Below are 16523 nucleotides of genomic sequence, written 5' to 3'. Positions count from 1 at the left end.
CGCCGGCGGCCCTCCCCTCGCCCGGGACCGGGCCCGGCCGGAGGGCTCTTCCCGCACGGCGACGCACTGCCCGCCCGGAGGCACCCGTCCGAGGGGGTCCGGCCGGGAGGGCCCCTTCCGCGCGGCGACGCACTAGGCTGCCGATCATGCTTGTCGCCGCCGCCGTCTGCCCCTGCCCGCCGCTGCTCGTGCCCGAGGTCGCCGCCGGTGCCGCACCCGAACTGGCCGGGACGCGGGACGCCTGCGCCGCCGCCGTCGGGGTGCTCGCCGCGTCCCGGCCCGATCTGCTCGTGGTGGTCGGGCCCGCGGACCCCGGGGCCGAGGGGCCGTACCCTGCGGGCACACCGGGCTCGTTCCGCGGTTTCGGCGTGGATCTCGCCGTACGGCTGGGCTCCGGTCCGGGCGCGGCAGCGGGACAGGACGCGGAACGGGACACCGGTCGGGAGCTTCCGTACGCGCTGGCCGTGGGCGCCTGGCTGCTCGGCGGGGCCCGCTGGGACGCCTGCGCGGTGGCGGGCCTCGGGGTCACCGAGGAGCTGACGGCGGCGGACGCCGTGGAACTCGGCCGGACCACCGGCGTCCGGGCCGACCGGGTCGCCCTGCTGGTGATGGGCGACGGCAGCGCCTGCCGCACCCTGAAGGCCCCCGGCTATCTCGACGAGCGGGCCGAGGGCTTCGACGCGCTCGTGTCGCGGGCCCTCGGCGGCGCCGACACCGGGGCGCTGAAGGCGCTGGACGCGGGGCTGGCGCGGGAACTGAAGGCGGCGGGCCGGGCGCCCTGGCAGGTGCTGGCGGGCGCGGCGGAGGGCAGGGGCCTGGCCGGGCGGCTGCTCCACGACGAAGCGCCCTACGGCGTCGCGTATCCGGTGGCGGCCTGGACCTGAGCCCGCCCGGGACGGCCTGAGGGCCAGGCCGGGGGCCAGGGCCGCCCGGGGCGAGCCGGAGCCGTGGCCGCCGAACGGTCCGCGGCAGGCCGGGGGCGGCCCTCAAGGCCGGCCCGAGCACGCCCCCCGGGGGCTCCCCGGCCCGCGCGGTGAGGCGGGGCGCGCCCGGCGACCCGCCGCCGTCCGTACAAACGGCGGACGGCCGCGGAGCGCTGTGCTCCACGGCCGTCCGCCGATGATCCGAGGCTGCCTCAGGACGCCGGAGGCGCGGGCGGCGGCGGGGTGCCGCCGTCGTCCTTGTGCGCGAGGCGGTCCAGGGCCTCCTTGGCCTTGTCCGTGCCCGTGTGGATCTTGTCGCTGTACTTGCCCTTGGTCCGGGCGTCGACCGCGTGGGCGGCCTTCTCCAGCCCTTGCTCGATCTTGCCCCCGTGCTGCTGGGCCAGGTCGGAGACCTTCTCCTTGGCCGGGGCGAGCTTGGCCTTCAGTGTGTCCATGAGACCCATGGGGCACCTTTCCTCGTGGGACTACTGGCGGGCGCCCTCGCCGGCCTCGCGGTCCGCCGCGTCGCCGGACGACTGCTGGCGCGGGATCTCCACGCCCTCGGGGGCCGCGGCCTGCGCTCCCTCGGCCTGCTCGGCCTCGGGGGCGCCCTCCGCCGCCCCGGACGGCTTCTCGGCCGCCCCGTCCTTCGGCGCCTCGGTCTCACCGGTGCTTCCGGCTGCGGGCTCCACCTCCAGAGTATCGGCGGTCTTCTCCTCGGCGGGCGCCCCGGTCCGCGCCGCGGTGGTGGGGGCGTCGCCCTTGGTTCGACCGAACAAACGTGCAAAAACACCCATGTCTACTCCAAAGCGTTATGTGCGTGAGGGGATTCCGCGCCGGGGCCCGGCCGTCCGGGAAACCGGCGTTCGGGGCCTCCCAACAGGCAACGACCCCCCAGCCGTGACGTCACCTCGCTCGTTCGGGGACATCGCCCGGGGTTTGCGAGACTGGTGCGGTGAGAAGCACCCCTCCCGCACCGCGGGTCATCGCCGTCGTCGGCCCCACCGCAGCCGGAAAGTCCGATCTGGGCGTCTTCCTCGCCCAGCGGCTGGGCGGGGAAGTCGTCAACGCCGACTCCATGCAGCTGTACCGGGGGATGGACATCGGCACCGCCAAACTGACGGTCGCCGAGCGTGACGGCGTCCCGCACCACCTCCTCGACATCTGGGACGTGACCGAGGCGGCGAGCGTCGCCGAGTACCAGCGGCTCGCCCGGGCGGAGATCGACCGGCTGCTGGCCGCCGGGCGCACCCCCGTCCTGGTGGGCGGCTCCGGGCTCTATGTGCGCGGCGCGGTCGACGCCCTGGAGTTCCCCGGCACGGACCCCGCCGTCCGGGCCCGCCTCGAAGCGGAGCTGGCCGAGCGGGGGCCCGGAGTACTGCACTCCCGGCTCGCCGCCGCCGACCCCGAGGCCGCCCGCGCGATCCTCCCCGGCAACGGCCGCCGGATCGTCCGCGCCCTGGAAGTGATCGAGATCACCGGAAAGCCGTTCACGGCCAATCTCCCCGGCCACGAGAGCGTCTACGACACGGTCCAGATCGGCGTCGACGTCGCCCGTCCCGAGCTGGACGAGCGCATCGCACTGCGGGTCGACCGCATGTGGGAGGCCGGTTTCGTGGACGAGGTGCGGAGCCTGGAGGCGCACGGCCTGCGCGAGGGGCTCACGGCCTCCCGGGCCCTCGGCTATCAGCAGATCCTCCGGGCACTGGCCGGTGAGTGCACCGAGCAGGAGGCGCGCGACGAGACCGTGCGCGCCACCAAACGCTTCGCGCGCCGTCAGGATTCATGGTTCAGAAGGGACCCCCGGGTGCATTGGCTGAGTGGCGCCGAGGCCGACCGGGGGGAACTTCCCGGACAGGCGCTGGCGTTGATCGAACGGGCCGTCGCCGCCTGATCCTCGAACGGGCGGTTACAGCCTGATCACGTGATGGCATCGGGAAGCCCAGCCCGTCATGGGGGCGCCCCGGACCGTGCCATCATCGAGCGACGATCGACTGTGGAGTCCTGAGTGGGGAGGGCGCGTGGCGATGGAGGCCGGCCCTCACGACACCGACCAGCAGCGGCGGGACGCCGTGGCCGGGGCCCCCGGCCTGAGCCCCGATGGACCCGACGCGTCCGACGAGCCGGATGTGCTGGCGGGCGGGGCCGAGGTCGAGGTGGAGCTGCGCCCGGCACGCAGGATAAGGATCTGGCAGCTCGCTCCCATCGTGATCCTGGCTGTGACCGGCTCCCTGATGTTCGGCTTCCCGCTCGCCTTCGGCACGGGGGGCTCCGGGCCCGTCGTCGCCATGCTCGGTCTGCTGATCGGCTGCTGCGCGGCGGGCTGGGGCGTCATGGCGGCCCGCAGGGTCGGCCACACCTGGCCCGGGCTGCCGCCGAGGGGCTCGGGGGAGCGGCCCGACTGGCGCGTCCTGCTGCTGTACGCGGGGATGGGCGCCGCCCTTGTCGCGCTCGCCGTCTGGCGGGTGGCCCGGCTCCGCTGACCACCCCCGGCGGTGGACGCTGAGCACCCCGGCGGTGGACGCGGGCCCCGCCCCTTCGCCGCCCGCTCGGCCCGGATGCCGGACGGGGCCCTCGCGGGGTCGCCCACTGCGGGGTTTTCCCCGGCCCGGGGCGCCCGCCGACGCGCTTTCCCCGGCCGCTCGTACGATGGACGGCGTGAGCACCCCATCGGCCGCGCCGCCCGCCCCGACCCCGTCCGTGCCCTTCCTGAAGGGCCACGGCACCGAGAACGACTTCGTGATCATCCCCGACCCGGAGAACGCGCTCGACCTGCCCGCGTCCACCGTGGCCCGCCTCTGCGACCGCCGCGCCGGGATCGGCGGCGACGGGGTGCTCCACGTCGTCCGGTCGGCGGCCCACCCCGAGGCCCGCGCCATGGCGGACGAGGCCGAGTGGTTCATGGACTACCGCAACGCCGACGGGTCCATCGCCGAGATGTGCGGTAACGGCGTCCGGGTCTTCGCCCGCTACCTCCAGTACGCCGGTCACACGGACGCCGGTGATCTGGCCGTCGCCACCCGCGGCGGTGTCAAGCGGGTGCACATCGACAAGGCCGTCCCCGGGGCCGACGGCACCACCGCCAGGAGCGCGCCCGGGGCGATCACCGTGAGCATGGGCCGCGCGGTCCTCCCCGCCGAGACCGTCACGGTCGGCGTCGGCGCCCGCCAGTGGCCCACCACTCATGTGAGCATGGGCAACCCCCACGCCGTCGCCTTCGTCGACGACCTTGATCACGCGGGGAACCTCCACGAGGAGCCGACCCGCACCCCGTCGCACGTCTACCCGGACGGGGTGAACGTGGAGTTCGTCGCCGACCGGGGCGAGCGCCATGTCGCCATGCGGGTCCATGAGCGCGGCTCCGGCGAGACTCGCTCCTGCGGCACCGGCGCCTGCGCCGTCGCGGTCGCCGCCGCCCGCAGGGACGGCCTGGACCCCGCCGTCACCGGGTCCCCCGTCAGCTACACCGTGGACCTCCCCGGCGGACGCCTCGTCATCACCGAACGGCCCGACGGCGAGGTCGAGATGACCGGCCCCGCTGTGATCGTCGCCGAGGGAACCATCGCCCCCGATCTGCTCGTACCGACCGCATCACCGCAAACCGCCGGGTCATAGAGCTTCGCTCGAATGGGTGATCCGTTTCACGCTCGGCGAGAGGCGGACTGCTCCACGTGGTGGGCTCGATAGCATCAAGGACCGGCCCGGAGGGCACGCCTGCCTTTCCCTCGCCGGTCGATTGCCGCCCGGAGGTGCCCCCCATGAGTGCAGAGGCCGCGAACCCTGGTGCCCACAGCCGCAGACGCGGCCGTCCCCGCATCGACCTCCGCAGGCTGGGCCGCGCCGCGTTGCTCGGCGCGCCCGGCCGGGACCGGCTGCCGGACGCCATCGCGCACATGGCCGAAGCCCATCGCGGCCACCACCCCGACGCCGACCTCGCCACCCTCCGCGAGGCGTATCTCCTCGCGGAGTCCTCGCACCGGGGCCAGTTCCGCAAGAGCGGGGAGCCCTACATCACCCATCCGCTCGCCGTCACCCTGATCCTCGCCGAACTCGGCGCGGAGACCACGACCCTGACGGCGTCCCTGCTCCACGACACCGTCGAGGACACCGATGTGACCCTCGATCAGGTCACCCGCGCGTTCGGCGACGAGGTCGCCTACCTCGTCGACGGCGTCACCAAACTGGAGAAAGTGGAGTACGGGGCCGCGGCCGAGTCCGAGACCTTCCGCAAGATGCTCGTCGCCACCGGCAACGACGTCCGGGTGATGTCGATCAAACTCGCCGACCGGCTGCACAACATGCGCACCCTCGGGGTGATGCGCCCCGAGAAACAGGCGCGCATCGCCCGCGTCACCCGGGACGTCCTGATCCCGCTCGCCGAGCGGCTGGGCGTCCAGGCCATCAAGACCGAGCTGGAGGACCTCGCCTTCTCGATCCTCCACCCCGCCGAGTACGAGACCACCCGCCGCCTGATCGCCGAGAACGTCTCCGCGGGCGCGGCCCTCGACGAGATCGCCGAGCGGGTACGGGCGGTGCTGCGGGACGCGGGGATCGCCGCGGAAGTCCTCATCAGGCCACGCCACTTTGTCTCCGTGCACCGCGTCAGCATCAAACGCGGCGAACTGCGGGGCACCGATTTCGGCCGGCTGCTGGTGCTCGTCGGCGAGGACGCCGACTGCTACGGCGTCCTCGGGGAGCTGCACACCTGCTTCACCCCGGTCATCTCCGAATTCAAGGACTTCATCGCCGCCCCCAAGTTCAACCTGTACCAGTCGCTGCACACCGCGGTCGCGGGCCCGGAGGGGTCCGTCGCCGAAGTCCTCATCCGCACCCATCGGATGCACCGGGTCGCGGAGGCCGGAGTGATCGCCCTCGGCGACCCCCATGTCTTCCCGGAGAGCGCCGAATCCGCCGACGGGGACCGGGCGGACGGTGAGCGGGCGGACGGCGAGCGCGTCGACCCGACCCGCCCCGGCTGGCTCTCCCGGCTCCTCGCCTGGCAGGAGTCCACCCCCGACTCCGACGCCTTCTGGACCTCGCTCCGCGCCGACCTCGCCCAGGACCGGGAGATCACCGTCTTCGGCGCCGACGGCCGGGTCCTCGGGCTGCCCGCAGGCGCGAGCTGTGTCGACGCCGCCTACGCGCAGTACGGGGAGCGCGCCCACGCCTGCATCGGGGCCAGGGTCAACGGTCGGCTGGCGACCCTGAGCACGGTCCTGAGCGATGGCGACACCGTCCATCTGCTGTTCGCCGGGGAGGCACCGGACGCCTCCCGGGCCCCGCTCTCCGGGAAACCCGCCGCGCCGGACGCGCCCGGCGCCCCGCGCACCTCCGAGGACCGGGGCGCCGCCCCCGAGGACGCCGACGGGGGACCCTCGCCGGACTGGCTGGAACACGCCCGTACCCCCGCCGCCCGCATCGCCATCACGAGCTGGCTGGAAACCCATCCCCACGGCACCGAGGCCCCGGCGACCGCGCCCCGCCGCTCCGCTCCCGTCAGCACCGAGACCGACCGGCCCGCCGTCGCCGATGCCGTCGTCGACCTCCCCGACGCCACCGTCCGCCTCGCCGGGTGCTGTACGCCGGTCCCCCCCGACCCCGTCATCGGCTTCGCCGTACGCGGGGGAGTGGTCACCGTCCACCGCGAGGAGTGCTCCGCCGTCGCCCGGATGGCCGGGCCGCACCGGGAGCCGATCGCCGCCCGCTGGGGCGAGGCCCCCGGCTGCCGGGTCACCCTGGTCGCCGAATCCTTCGGCCGCCCCCGGCTGCTCGCCGACCTCACCGAGGTCATCGCCGTCGCGGGCGCCGCCATCGTCTCCGCGACCGTCGAGCCGCCGAGCGAGCAGCGGGTCCGGCACACCTACACCCTCGCCCTGCCCGACGCCGCCGGACTCCCCGCCCTGATGCGTGCCATGCGCCAGGTCCCCGGGGTGTACGACGTGAGCCGGAGCCAGCATCCGGCGGCCACCGGCTGACCTCGTTCGGGTGGTTGGACGCGTGCCGCCGACGGCTGGGGTGCCGTCCCTGGTAGCGGTTGTGCATGCTGTCCAACTCCCCGCCCGCCGCCCCACGGCGGCCCCGGTTCTCCCGCGCCGGGCGCCGGGTGCGCGCGCTGCTGCTGGCCGGAGCCTCGGCGGCGCTGGTGGCCGCGGTGCTGCCGCCGCCACCGCCCACCGCGCTCGGTATCGGCGACCCGCTCTTCCCCCGGCTCGGCAACCCCGGCTACGACGTCCTCTCCTACGACCTCGCCCTCACCCACCACGGCGGCAACACCACCCCCCTGGACGCGGTCACCCGGATCGAGGCCCGGACGACCGAGCGACTGGAGCGCGTCAACCTGGACTTCGCCGGGGGCAGGGTCGACTCGGTGGCGGTCAACGGCCTCCCCGCCGAGTTCACGACCGTCGACGAGGATCTCGTCATCCAGCCCGTACTGCCGCTGGAGGCGGGCTCCCGGGTGCGGATCACGGTGGCGCACACCAGTGACCCCCGGAACGCCGACGGCGGCTGGGTGCGCACCCGGGACGGCCTGGTGACGGCCGCTCAGGCCGACGTCGCGCACACCGTCTTCCCCTGCAACGACCACCCCGCCGACAAGGCGTACTTCACCGTCCGGGTCACGACGCCCGCCGAACTCACGGCGGTGGCCAACGGCGTACGGGTGGGACACCGGGCGAACGGCGCCACCGCCACCTGGGCGTACCGCACCCTCCACCCCATGGCCACCGAGCTGGTGCAGATCGCGATCGGCTCCTCGGCCGTCCCCACCCGCGAGGGGCCGCGCGGGCTCCCCGTCCGCGATGTGGTCCCCGCGAAGGACCGTGCCGCGCTGGAGCCCTGGCTCGCGAAGACCCCCGGACAGATCGAGTGGCTGGAGGGAAAGGTGGGCCGCTACCCGTTCGAGAACTACGGGGTGCTGATCGCCGACGCGTCCACCGGCTTCGAGCTGGAGACCCAGACCCTGTCGCTGTTCGAACGCAGGATCTTCCTCGGGAGCCCCTTCCCCGAGTGGTACGTCGACTCGATCATGGTCCATGAGCTGGCCCACCAGTGGTTCGGCGACAGCGTGGCCCCCCGCCGCTGGTCCGACCTGTGGCTGAACGAGGGGCACGCCACCTGGTACGAGGCCCTGTACGCCGAGGAGAAGTCCGGGCACACGATGGCGGCGAGGCTCCGCGAGGCGTACCGGCACTCCGACCAGTGGCGCGCGGACGGCGGCCCTCCGGCGGCGCCCCGGCCGCCCAGCCCCGGGCAGAAGATCAGCCTGTTCCGGCCGGTGGTGTACGACGGCAGCGCGCTGGTCCTGTACGCGCTGCGGCAGACCGTCGGGGAGGAGGCGTTCGAACGGCTGGAGCGCGCCTGGGTGAGCCGTTTCCGTGACGCCAGCGTGGGCACGGCGGACTTCACCGGGCTCGCCGAGGAGATCACGGGGCGCGATCTGACGGAGTTCTTCCAGGAGTGGCTGTACGGGGAGCGCACCCCGCCGATGCCCGGTCACCCGGAGTGGACGACTCTCGCGCCGGTCACCGGGCCCGCCGCCGCGCCCCCGTCGGCTCCCGCCCCCGAGGAGGCGCTCACCGGCGGCGGGGCCGGGCGGCCCGCCGGGGGCCGCCTCCCCGCGCCCGGCACACCAGGGGGGAAGGACACCGCCCACGCCCCCCTGGTGCTGCGCTGACCGGGCCCGCCCGCCCCCCGGCCCCGGCCCGGCGGCGGACGGTGCTCCCCGGCGCGGAGCGGCCCGGGACACCCCGGGGAAACCGGGGTGACGGCGCCAGTGGCAGCGTGCGACCATCAACGGGTCGGCGACGCCGCCGAGGCCGGTTCCCCCGGGATCGCCCGAGGGGAATCTTCCGGCCCCGTCACGCGTTGTGACTGATGTACGCCGTGCCGGACCGGCCCGACCGGGCTCGGCGCGCAGCGCACCGTTCAGCGATCCACCCCATCGACGTAAGGACCCAATGACCTCCTCTTCATCCCCTTCCCAGGACGAGCAGAGCTTCGAGCGGACGCGCACCGAGAGCCTTCGGGCCGATGCCCTGATGGAAGAGGACGTCGCCTGGAGCCACGAGATCGACGGAGAGCGGGACGGCGCCCAGTACGACCGTGCCGAGCGCGCCGCCCTGCGACGGGTGGCCGGTCTCTCCACCGAGCTGGAAGACGTCACCGAGGTCGAGTACCGGCAGCTCCGTCTGGAGCGCGTGGTACTGGTCGGTGTGTGGACCTCGGGCACGGTGCAGGACGCGGACAACTCCCTCGCCGAGCTGGCGGCCCTCGCCGAGACCGCGGGCGCGATGGTCCTCGACGGTGTCATCCAGCGGCGCGACAAGCCGGACCCGGCCACGTACATCGGCTCCGGCAAGGCCCAGGAGCTGCGGGACATCGTCCTGGAGTCCGGCGCCGACACGGTGGTGTGCGACGGTGAGCTGAGCCCCGGCCAGCTCATCCACCTGGAGGATGTCGTCAAGGTCAAGGTGGTCGACCGCACCGCCCTGATCCTGGACATCTTCGCCCAGCACGCCAAGTCCCGTGAGGGCAAGGCCCAGGTGGCGCTGGCGCAGATGCAGTACATGCTGCCGCGGCTGCGCGGCTGGGGCCAGTCGCTCTCCCGGCAGATGGGTGGCGGCGGCGGTGGCGGCATGGCCACCCGAGGCCCCGGTGAGACCAAGATCGAGACGGACCGGCGGCGGATTCGCGAGAAGATGGCGAAGATGCGCCGGGAGATCGCGGAGATGAAGACCGGCCGGGATCTCAAGCGGCAGGAGCGCAGGCGCCACAAGGTGCCGTCGGTGGCGATCGCCGGTTACACCAACGCCGGGAAGTCCTCGCTGCTGAACCGGCTCACCGGCGCCGGAGTCCTGGTGGAGAACGCCCTGTTCGCCACCCTGGACCCCACGGTGCGCCGGGCCGAGACGCCCAGCGGTCGGCTCTACACCCTCGCCGACACCGTCGGATTCGTCCGGCATCTGCCGCACCACCTGGTCGAGGCGTTCCGCTCCACCATGGAGGAGGTCGGGGAGTCCGATCTGATCCTGCATGTGGTGGACGGCTCGCACCCCGCCCCGGAGGAGCAGCTCGCCGCCGTACGCGAGGTGATCCGCGATGTGGGCGCGGTGGACGTGCCCGAGATCGTCGTGGTCAACAAGGCGGACGCGGCCGATCCGCTGGTCCTCCAGCGGCTGATGCGGGTCGAGCGCCACTCCATCGCGGTGTCCGCCCGTACCGGCGAGGGCATCGAGGAGCTGCTGCGGCTCATCGACGACGAGCTGCCCCGGCCCTCGGTCGAGATCGAGGTGCTGGTGCCGTACACCCAGGGCGGCCTGGTCGCCCGGGTGCACGCCGAGGGCGAGGTGGTCTCCGAGGAGCACGGCGCCGAGGGCACCCTGCTCAAGGCGCGGGTCCACGAGGAGCTGGCGGCGGTGCTCGCACCGTACGCGCCGGTGGCGCCCTGACCCGGGCTTCGACCCTCTGACGCACGGGCGCGGCCTCGGGGCCGGGCCCACGCGTCCACCGCTCGCACACCGGGGTGGTGCCCGTACCGGACGCCGGTACGGGCACCACCCCGTGGTCGTTCCAGCGGCCGGGCGCGGAGACGCACCCGTGGGGCCCGTCGTCGGTGGCCGTCCGGAGGCCCGCCGACGACGGGAGCCGGAGCGGGAGCCGGTCGGGCCGTCCCCCGCCCGGTCGGCCATCCGGCCGGAGCCGTGGAACCGGTGCTACCGGCCCGCGAACTTCTCACTCACGGAGTCGAAGACGGCCTTCGCCTCGGAGCCGAGCCGCGGCCCGGCCAGCCAACCGGCGGGCACCGGGCCGATCGAGGTGTTCGAGACCAGCGCGGGCCGCCCGTCGCGGCCCGCGGCCACCCAGCCGCCGCCGGAGGAGCCCCCGGTCATGGTGCAGCCGACGCGGTACATCGTGGGCTGGTCCTCCCGGACCGAAAGACGCCCCGGGTCGTCCGCGCACTGGAACATCCGCTCGCCGTCGAAGGGCGCCCCGGCCGGATATCCCGTCGCCGTCACCGCGTCCATCTCCTGCGCCGACAGGGCGTCGAAGTCCACCGGCAGCGCCGAACCGACGGTCTCCTCCAGCGACCTGCCCGTTCCGCCCTTCTCGGGCGTGACATGGATGACGGCGTAGTCGTAGGGCGCGCCCCGGCCGCCGTTCTTCGACCCCTCGCCGATCCACTGCTCGGAGGTCTTCGCCCAGTCGCCCCACCACACCCCGCGCGGCGCGACCTCGTCCTGCGGAGCGCTCTCCAGCTCCGCGCCGGGCCGCGCGCTGTCGTTGTACGAGGGCACGAAGGCGATATTGCGGTACCAGCCGCCGTCCTTCCCGGCGTGGACACAGTGCCCGGCGGTCCAGACGAGATTGGACTTCCCCGGGTTGGCGGGGTCCGCCACCACCGTCGCGGAGCAGACCATGGAACCCTCGGGGCCGTCGAAGAAGACCTTCCCGGCCTCGGGCGCCTCCGTGCGGTACGGGGCCTGCACCGGCCGTGCCGGGACGGGGACGGGTGTCGCGTCGGTGACCCCGGCGTCGTCCGGGATGCCCTGGCCGACGGGCCGGTCCGGCGGGGTCTCGGCCCCGCGCATCCGGTCCGGGTTCCACAGATCCTCGATGATCGGGTTGACGAAGTCCTGGGCCTCGCGGAGCCACTTGTCCCGGTTCCAGTCGCGCCAGGCTCCGTCGCGCCACTTGTCCAGATCGATCCCGTGCTCCTTGAGCCGCCTGTCCAGTTCCTCCGGGATCGTGATCCGGTCCAGCAGATTCTCGTCGGAGGACTGCGCCTGCTCCTCCTTGCCGCCGCTGTCGTCGGCGCCGCAGGCCGTGGCGGTCAGCGCGAGCGCGGCGGCTATGGAGAGGGCCGTGAGGGCCGGACGGACGGTTCGCATGTGGTGATCCCCCTGGGGCTTCGTCGTTCCGCGCCGGCGCACCGTGAGGGCGGGGCGTCCGCCCGGGGCCGCGGACGTCCGCGGCCCCGGACGTACGGCCCCGGCGCTCGCGCCGGGTGCCGCCGCCCCCGGGCGGCCGGTCCTCGGCCCCGGGGCGGTTTCCCGGAGCCGCCGCGAACCCTACAAGGCCGCGCACGGGCGGGAACGCGGCCCCGGACCGCCGGTGCCGATGGGGACGGCGCACGGCGGCCGGACGGTTCCGCCACCGCGCGGATCTTCGCGGATCTTCCCCACCGCAAGGATCTGGGGAGCGGCCGTGATCCCCGGCCCGCGCCGTCGTTGGTACACACGGGGATACGGAAGGGGGACCGCGAGCGTTCAGCCGGTCCGGCCGGGCGGGAGCCCGTACCGGCCCGGGTGCGCGGGCCGCGACCTCCCGGGCCGGCCGACCGGGACCGTACCGGCCGCCGGGGGACCCGGCCCCGTACCCCGCACGCCCTTTCCGCACGATCCGCACCACCGGTACCGCCAGTACCACCGGTACGAGCCGCACGGCTCGTACCGCCCGGACGCCTCCGTACCTCCGTACGACCGCCCCGGACCGGCCGGGACGTGCCACCGCAGGACGGCAACGCACCACCCCGGTACGGAAAACGCACCATCGCAGTACGGAAAACGCACCACCGGAAGACGCACCGCCGAAGACGAGACACCGACCCGTGGAGGACCGACAGCCGTGGCCGTGACCCAACCCGCTTCCGTGGCCCCGGCCGCGCACGAAGGGATTCTGCGCCGACAGGCACTGCGCGAGTCCGCGGCCCGCACCTACGCCCGTTCGCTCCCCGTCGTCCCCGTCCGGGCCCGGGGGCTGACCATCGAGGGCGCGGACGGCCGCCGCTATCTCGACTGCCTCTCCGGCGCGGGGACGCTGGCGCTCGGCCACAACCACCCGGTGGTCCTCGAAGCCATCAAGAAGGTCATCGACTCCGGCGCGCCCCTGCACATCCTCGATCTGGCCACGCCCGTGAAGGACGCGTTCGTCACCGAGCTGTACGCCACGCTGCCCCCCGCGCTCGCGGCGGACGCGCGCATCCAGTTCTGCGGCCCGGCGGGCACCGACGCGGTGGAGGCGGCGATCAAACTCGTCCGCACGGCGACGGGACGCACCGGGCTGCTCGCCTTCACCGGCGCGTACCACGGGATGACCGCCGGGGCCCTGGCCGCCTCCGGCGGCGCTCCCGAGGTCAGCGTCGCCCGGTTGCCCTTCCCGCAGGAGTACCGCTGCCCGTTCGGCGTCGGCGGTGCCCACGGCGCCGAACTGGGCGCGCGCTGGACCGAGAACCTGCTCGACGACCCGAGAAGCGGAGTGCCCGCCCCCGCCGGGATGCTCCTCGAACCCGTGCAGGGCGAGGGCGGGGTGCTGCCCGCCCCCGACGCCTGGATGCGGCGGATGCGCGCGATCACCCGGGACCGTTCGATTCCGCTGATCGCCGACGAGATCCAGACGGGTGTCGGCCGCACGGGCGCGTTCTGGGCCGTGGAGCACAGCGGCATCGTGCCCGATGTGATGGTCCTGTCGAAGGCGATCGGCGGCTCGCTGCCGCTCGCCGTGATCGTCTACCGCTCCGGTCTGGACTCCTGGCGGCCCGGGGCGCACGCCGGGACCTTCCGCGGCAACCAGCTCGCCATGGCCGCGGGGGCCGCCACCCTCGCCCATGTCCGCGAGCACCGGCTCGCCGACCGCGCCGCCGTGCTGGGCGCCCGGATGCGGGAGAGCCTGCGGGGCCTGGCCGCCGCGCACCCGTGCGTCGGGGATGTCCGGGGCCGGGGCCTCATGATCGGTGTGGAGCTGGTCGACCCCGAGGGGATGGGCACGGCCGGTGGCCGCGCGGTGCCCGGCTCGGCGTCCGGAACGGTCCCCGGACCGCGGACGGAGACGGTGGCCGGGGCGGCGGGGGACGACGGCGGTGTGCGGCGGCCTCCGCCGTGGCCGGGGCTCGCCGCCGCCGTCCGCCGGGAGTGCCTGGACCGCGGTCTGATCATCGAACTCGGCGGGCGGCACTCCGCCGTCGTCCGGCTGCTGCCCCCGCTGACCCTGACGGACGAGCAGGCCGTCGCCGTACTCGACCGCTTCGCGGACGGCCTCGCGGCGGCGGAGCGCTCGGTGCGCCAGGGGATGTCCGGGAGAGATCCGGGCCGCTGACCCGCGCCGTCCGCCGCCGGGCGGCGGGCCGCGGTGGCTCAAGGTCCCGGCGGGCCAAGGGCCCGAGGGCTCAAGGCCCCGCGGCCCAGGGGCCCGGCCGATCGAGGCCCCGCCGCCGTCCGGTCCGCCGCGTGGGGTGTTCGGCCGGGTCCCGCCGGTCCCGGCTCTCCTCGGGCGGCCCGACGGCCTTCGGGGCCGGGCGAGGCCGAAAGGCTCCCAGCAGATCCAGCAGACTCAGCAGACCCGATAGCCCTGGCCGCCCCGGCAGCCTCGACGGCCCTGACAGGACCACGCACCTCGGCTGCCCCTCCCGTCCCTCCTCCCGTCCCCGTCCCGTCCCGGATACCTCGCCCCGCCCCCGCCGACCGGCCCTCTCGGCCTCCCCCGACCCTCAGACCCCAGGAACCCCGGAACTCCCAAGGACCTCGTCGTGAACGCCACCCCCGCTTCCTCCGGACCTGTTCCGCCGACCTCCCCCGCCGCCGAGGGCCCCGCCCCCTCCGGCGGCGCCCACCCGGCCGGGCCGACGGTCCCCCGCCAGGCAGCCGGACCCACCGGAGAAGGGCGGCCGGAGCCCGCGCCCGGACACCCGGGGGAGCGGTCCCCGGACGCCCCTCCTCCGGCGTTCACCCGGACGGGTGTCTCCGCGTCGGGCCCTCCGGCCGGGGAGCCGTCCCCGCCGGACCGCCCCCGCCCCACCCCGCCGCCCTCGTTCCCCTCCGGGAACCCGCGCACGGGCACCGCCGCGTCCGCCGACCCTCTCGACGACCCCGACCCCCGGCGGGCCGCCGACGCCGCGGCCGTCGAGAACCTGCTCCGCTGCTGGGCACGGGAACACGACCTCACCGACCCCGGCGGCCCGGTCCTGCGCATCCCGCTCCCCGCCAGCGGCACCGCCCTGCTCGTACCCGTCCGCTACTGGTCCCCGACCGGTACGCACCGCTTCGCCGCCCCGGCCCTCGACGGAGCGGCGGCCACCGCGCCCCCGGCGGACGCCGTCACCGTCGCCGCGCTCCTCGCCCGGGAGACGGGCGCCGGGCCGGGCAGCGACCTCGTGGGCCGGGTCGCCGACTCGGTGCACCGGACCGCCGAGTGCATCGCCCACCGCCGCGACCACCCCGCCCCGCCCGGAGCCGACGCCTTCCTCACCGCCGAACAGGCCCTCGTCCTCGGCCACCCCCTGCACCCCACCCCCAAGAGCCGTACCGGACTCTCCGACTCCGAGCACCGTCACTACGCGCCCGAGCTGCACGGGGCCTTCCCGCTGCACTGGCTGGCGGTCGACCGGTCCGTCCTCGCCACCGACTCCGCCTGGACCGAACGGGGCCGTCCGCTGCCCGCCGCCGCCCTGAGCGCCCGGCTGGCCGGGGACCTCGCCCTCCCCGACGGCACGGTCGCCCTGCCCCTCCACCCCTGGCAGGCGGACGAGGTCCGCCGCCGCCCCGCCGTCGCCGCCCTCCTCGGCGCCGGGCTGCTGCGCGACCTCGGCCCCCACGGGGAGCACTGGCACCCCACCTCCTCGGTACGGACCGTGTACCGGCCCGGCTGCCCCGTCATGCTCAAACTCTCCCTCGCCCTGTCGATCACCAACTCCCGCAGGGAGAACCTCCGCAAGGAGCTGCACCGGGGCGTCGAGGTCCACCGGCTGCTCCGCACCGGGCTCGCCGAGCGCTGGCGCGCCGCCCACCCCGGGTTCGGCATCGTGCGCGACCCCGCCTGGCTCGCCGTCGACACCGCCGCCGCCGACCCCGTCCACGGGGGGCCGGTGCCCGGACTCGACGTCGTGCTCCGCCACAACCCCTTCGGACCCGGCGACGACGCCGTCTGTGTCGCCGGGCTCACCGCACCGCGGCCCTGGCCCGGCCGGGCCGGGCTGCGCTCCCGGCTCGCCGAGACCGTCGCCCGGCTGGCCCGCCGCACCGGCCGGACCGTCGGCGGCGTCGCCACCGAGTGGTTCCGGCGCTATCTCGACCAGGTGGTGCGCCCCGTGCTCTGGCTGGACGCCACCGCGGGCATCGCCCTGGAGGCGCACCAGCAGAACACCCTCGTCCTCCTGGACCGCGACGGCTGGCCCGCCGGTGGCCGCTACCGCGACAACCAGGGGTACTACTTCCGCGCCTCGCACCGCGAACGCCTCGACGGGCTGCTGCCCGGCGTCGGCCGGGCCGGTGACACCTTCGTACCGGACGAGGTCGTCGACGAGCGCTTCGTCTACTACCTCGGCGTCAACAACCTCCTCGGACTGATCGGGGCGTTCGGGGCGCAGCGCCTGGCGGACGAGCGGGCCCTGCTCGACGTGCTGCGGGTGTTCCTCTCCTCGGTCACGGGTCTCGGCTCCCCCCTCCCCGCCCTGCTGCTCGACGCCCCCACCCTGCGGACGAAGGCCAATCTGCTCACCCGGCTGCACGGGCTCGACGAGCTGGCGGGGCCGGTCGAGGCCCAGTCCGTGTATGTCACCGTCGCCAACCCCCTGCACTGCTGAACCGACCGACACGAGAGGAGAGCGCC

12 protein-coding genes are annotated in these 16523 nt (G+C 74.9%); 9 read left to right on the top strand and 3 right to left on the bottom strand.

Going from position 1 to position 16523, the window contains the following annotated elements:
- The first annotated feature begins 146 nt into the window (after positions 1–146).
- The gene (locus tag CRV15_RS05195; protein ID WP_009997737.1) at positions 147–884 is read left to right on the top strand and encodes a class III extradiol dioxygenase subunit B-like domain-containing protein; all 738 of its coding nucleotides are present in this window, start codon (positions 147–149) and stop codon (positions 882–884) included.
- Positions 885–1135: 251 nt separating this feature from the next.
- On the opposite strand, the gene CRV15_RS05190 is transcribed toward CRV15_RS05195, so the two are convergent.
- Positions 1136–1387: an antitoxin gene (locus tag CRV15_RS05190; RefSeq protein WP_003956909.1), complete on the bottom strand. Its 252-nt coding sequence runs from the start codon at positions 1385–1387 to the stop codon at positions 1136–1138.
- Between the two features lie 21 nt (positions 1388–1408).
- Complete coding sequence (locus CRV15_RS05185) at positions 1409–1702, bottom strand: hypothetical protein (protein ID WP_009997738.1); 294 nt, start codon at positions 1700–1702, stop codon at positions 1409–1411.
- Between the two features lie 176 nt (positions 1703–1878).
- On the opposite strand from CRV15_RS05185, the gene miaA reads away from it, so the two are divergent.
- From miaA to hflX, 6 genes are all read left to right on the top strand, one after another.
- A complete protein-coding gene (gene miaA, locus CRV15_RS05180) occupies positions 1879–2817 on the top strand; it encodes a tRNA (adenosine(37)-N6)-dimethylallyltransferase MiaA (protein ID WP_003962092.1) in 939 nt (312 codons plus the stop codon).
- A gap of 133 nt (positions 2818–2950) precedes the next feature.
- On the top strand, positions 2951–3406 hold the full coding sequence (locus tag CRV15_RS05175; protein ID WP_009997739.1) for a hypothetical protein: 456 nt from the start codon (positions 2951–2953) through the stop codon (positions 3404–3406).
- 166 nt (positions 3407–3572) lie between these two features.
- The gene (gene dapF / locus CRV15_RS05170) at positions 3573–4538 is read left to right on the top strand and encodes a diaminopimelate epimerase (RefSeq protein ID WP_003962094.1); all 966 of its coding nucleotides are present in this window, start codon (positions 3573–3575) and stop codon (positions 4536–4538) included.
- Positions 4539–4681: 143 nt separating this feature from the next.
- Complete coding sequence (locus tag CRV15_RS05160; protein WP_009997741.1) at positions 4682–6898, top strand: RelA/SpoT family protein; 2217 nt, start codon at positions 4682–4684, stop codon at positions 6896–6898.
- Positions 6899–6963: 65 nt separating this feature from the next.
- On the top strand, positions 6964–8598 hold the full coding sequence (locus CRV15_RS05155; RefSeq protein ID WP_003962096.1) for a M1 family metallopeptidase: 1635 nt from the start codon (positions 6964–6966) through the stop codon (positions 8596–8598).
- A 283-nt stretch (positions 8599–8881) separates the two neighbouring features.
- On the top strand, positions 8882–10372 hold the full coding sequence (hflX, locus tag CRV15_RS05150) for a GTPase HflX (protein ID WP_003962097.1): 1491 nt from the start codon (positions 8882–8884) through the stop codon (positions 10370–10372).
- 264 nt (positions 10373–10636) lie between these two features.
- Here hflX and CRV15_RS05145 read toward each other — a convergent pair whose 3' ends face one another.
- Positions 10637–11812, bottom strand: coding sequence for a trypsin-like serine peptidase (locus CRV15_RS05145; RefSeq protein ID WP_003962098.1), 1176 nt, complete (start codon positions 11810–11812; stop codon positions 10637–10639).
- Between the two features lie 736 nt (positions 11813–12548).
- Between CRV15_RS05145 and CRV15_RS05140 the strand changes: the two genes are divergently transcribed.
- Together CRV15_RS05140 and CRV15_RS05135 are read left to right on the top strand one after the other, a co-directional pair.
- Positions 12549–14015 (top strand): diaminobutyrate--2-oxoglutarate transaminase family protein, encoded by a 1467-nt coding sequence (locus tag CRV15_RS05140; protein ID WP_003962099.1) that lies wholly within the window; start codon positions 12549–12551, stop codon positions 14013–14015.
- A gap of 430 nt (positions 14016–14445) precedes the next feature.
- On the top strand, positions 14446–16497 hold the full coding sequence (locus tag CRV15_RS05135) for an IucA/IucC family protein (RefSeq protein WP_003962100.1): 2052 nt from the start codon (positions 14446–14448) through the stop codon (positions 16495–16497).
- The last annotated feature ends 26 nt before the right edge of the window (positions 16498–16523 follow it).

Origin of the sequence: Streptomyces clavuligerus, assembly GCF_005519465.1 — a bacterium.
Classification (GTDB): Bacteria; Actinomycetota; Actinomycetes; order Streptomycetales; family Streptomycetaceae; genus Streptomyces; species Streptomyces clavuligerus.
The sequence above is the reverse complement of the archived record's forward strand: the minus strand, read 5'-3'. Positions and strand labels throughout refer to the sequence as shown.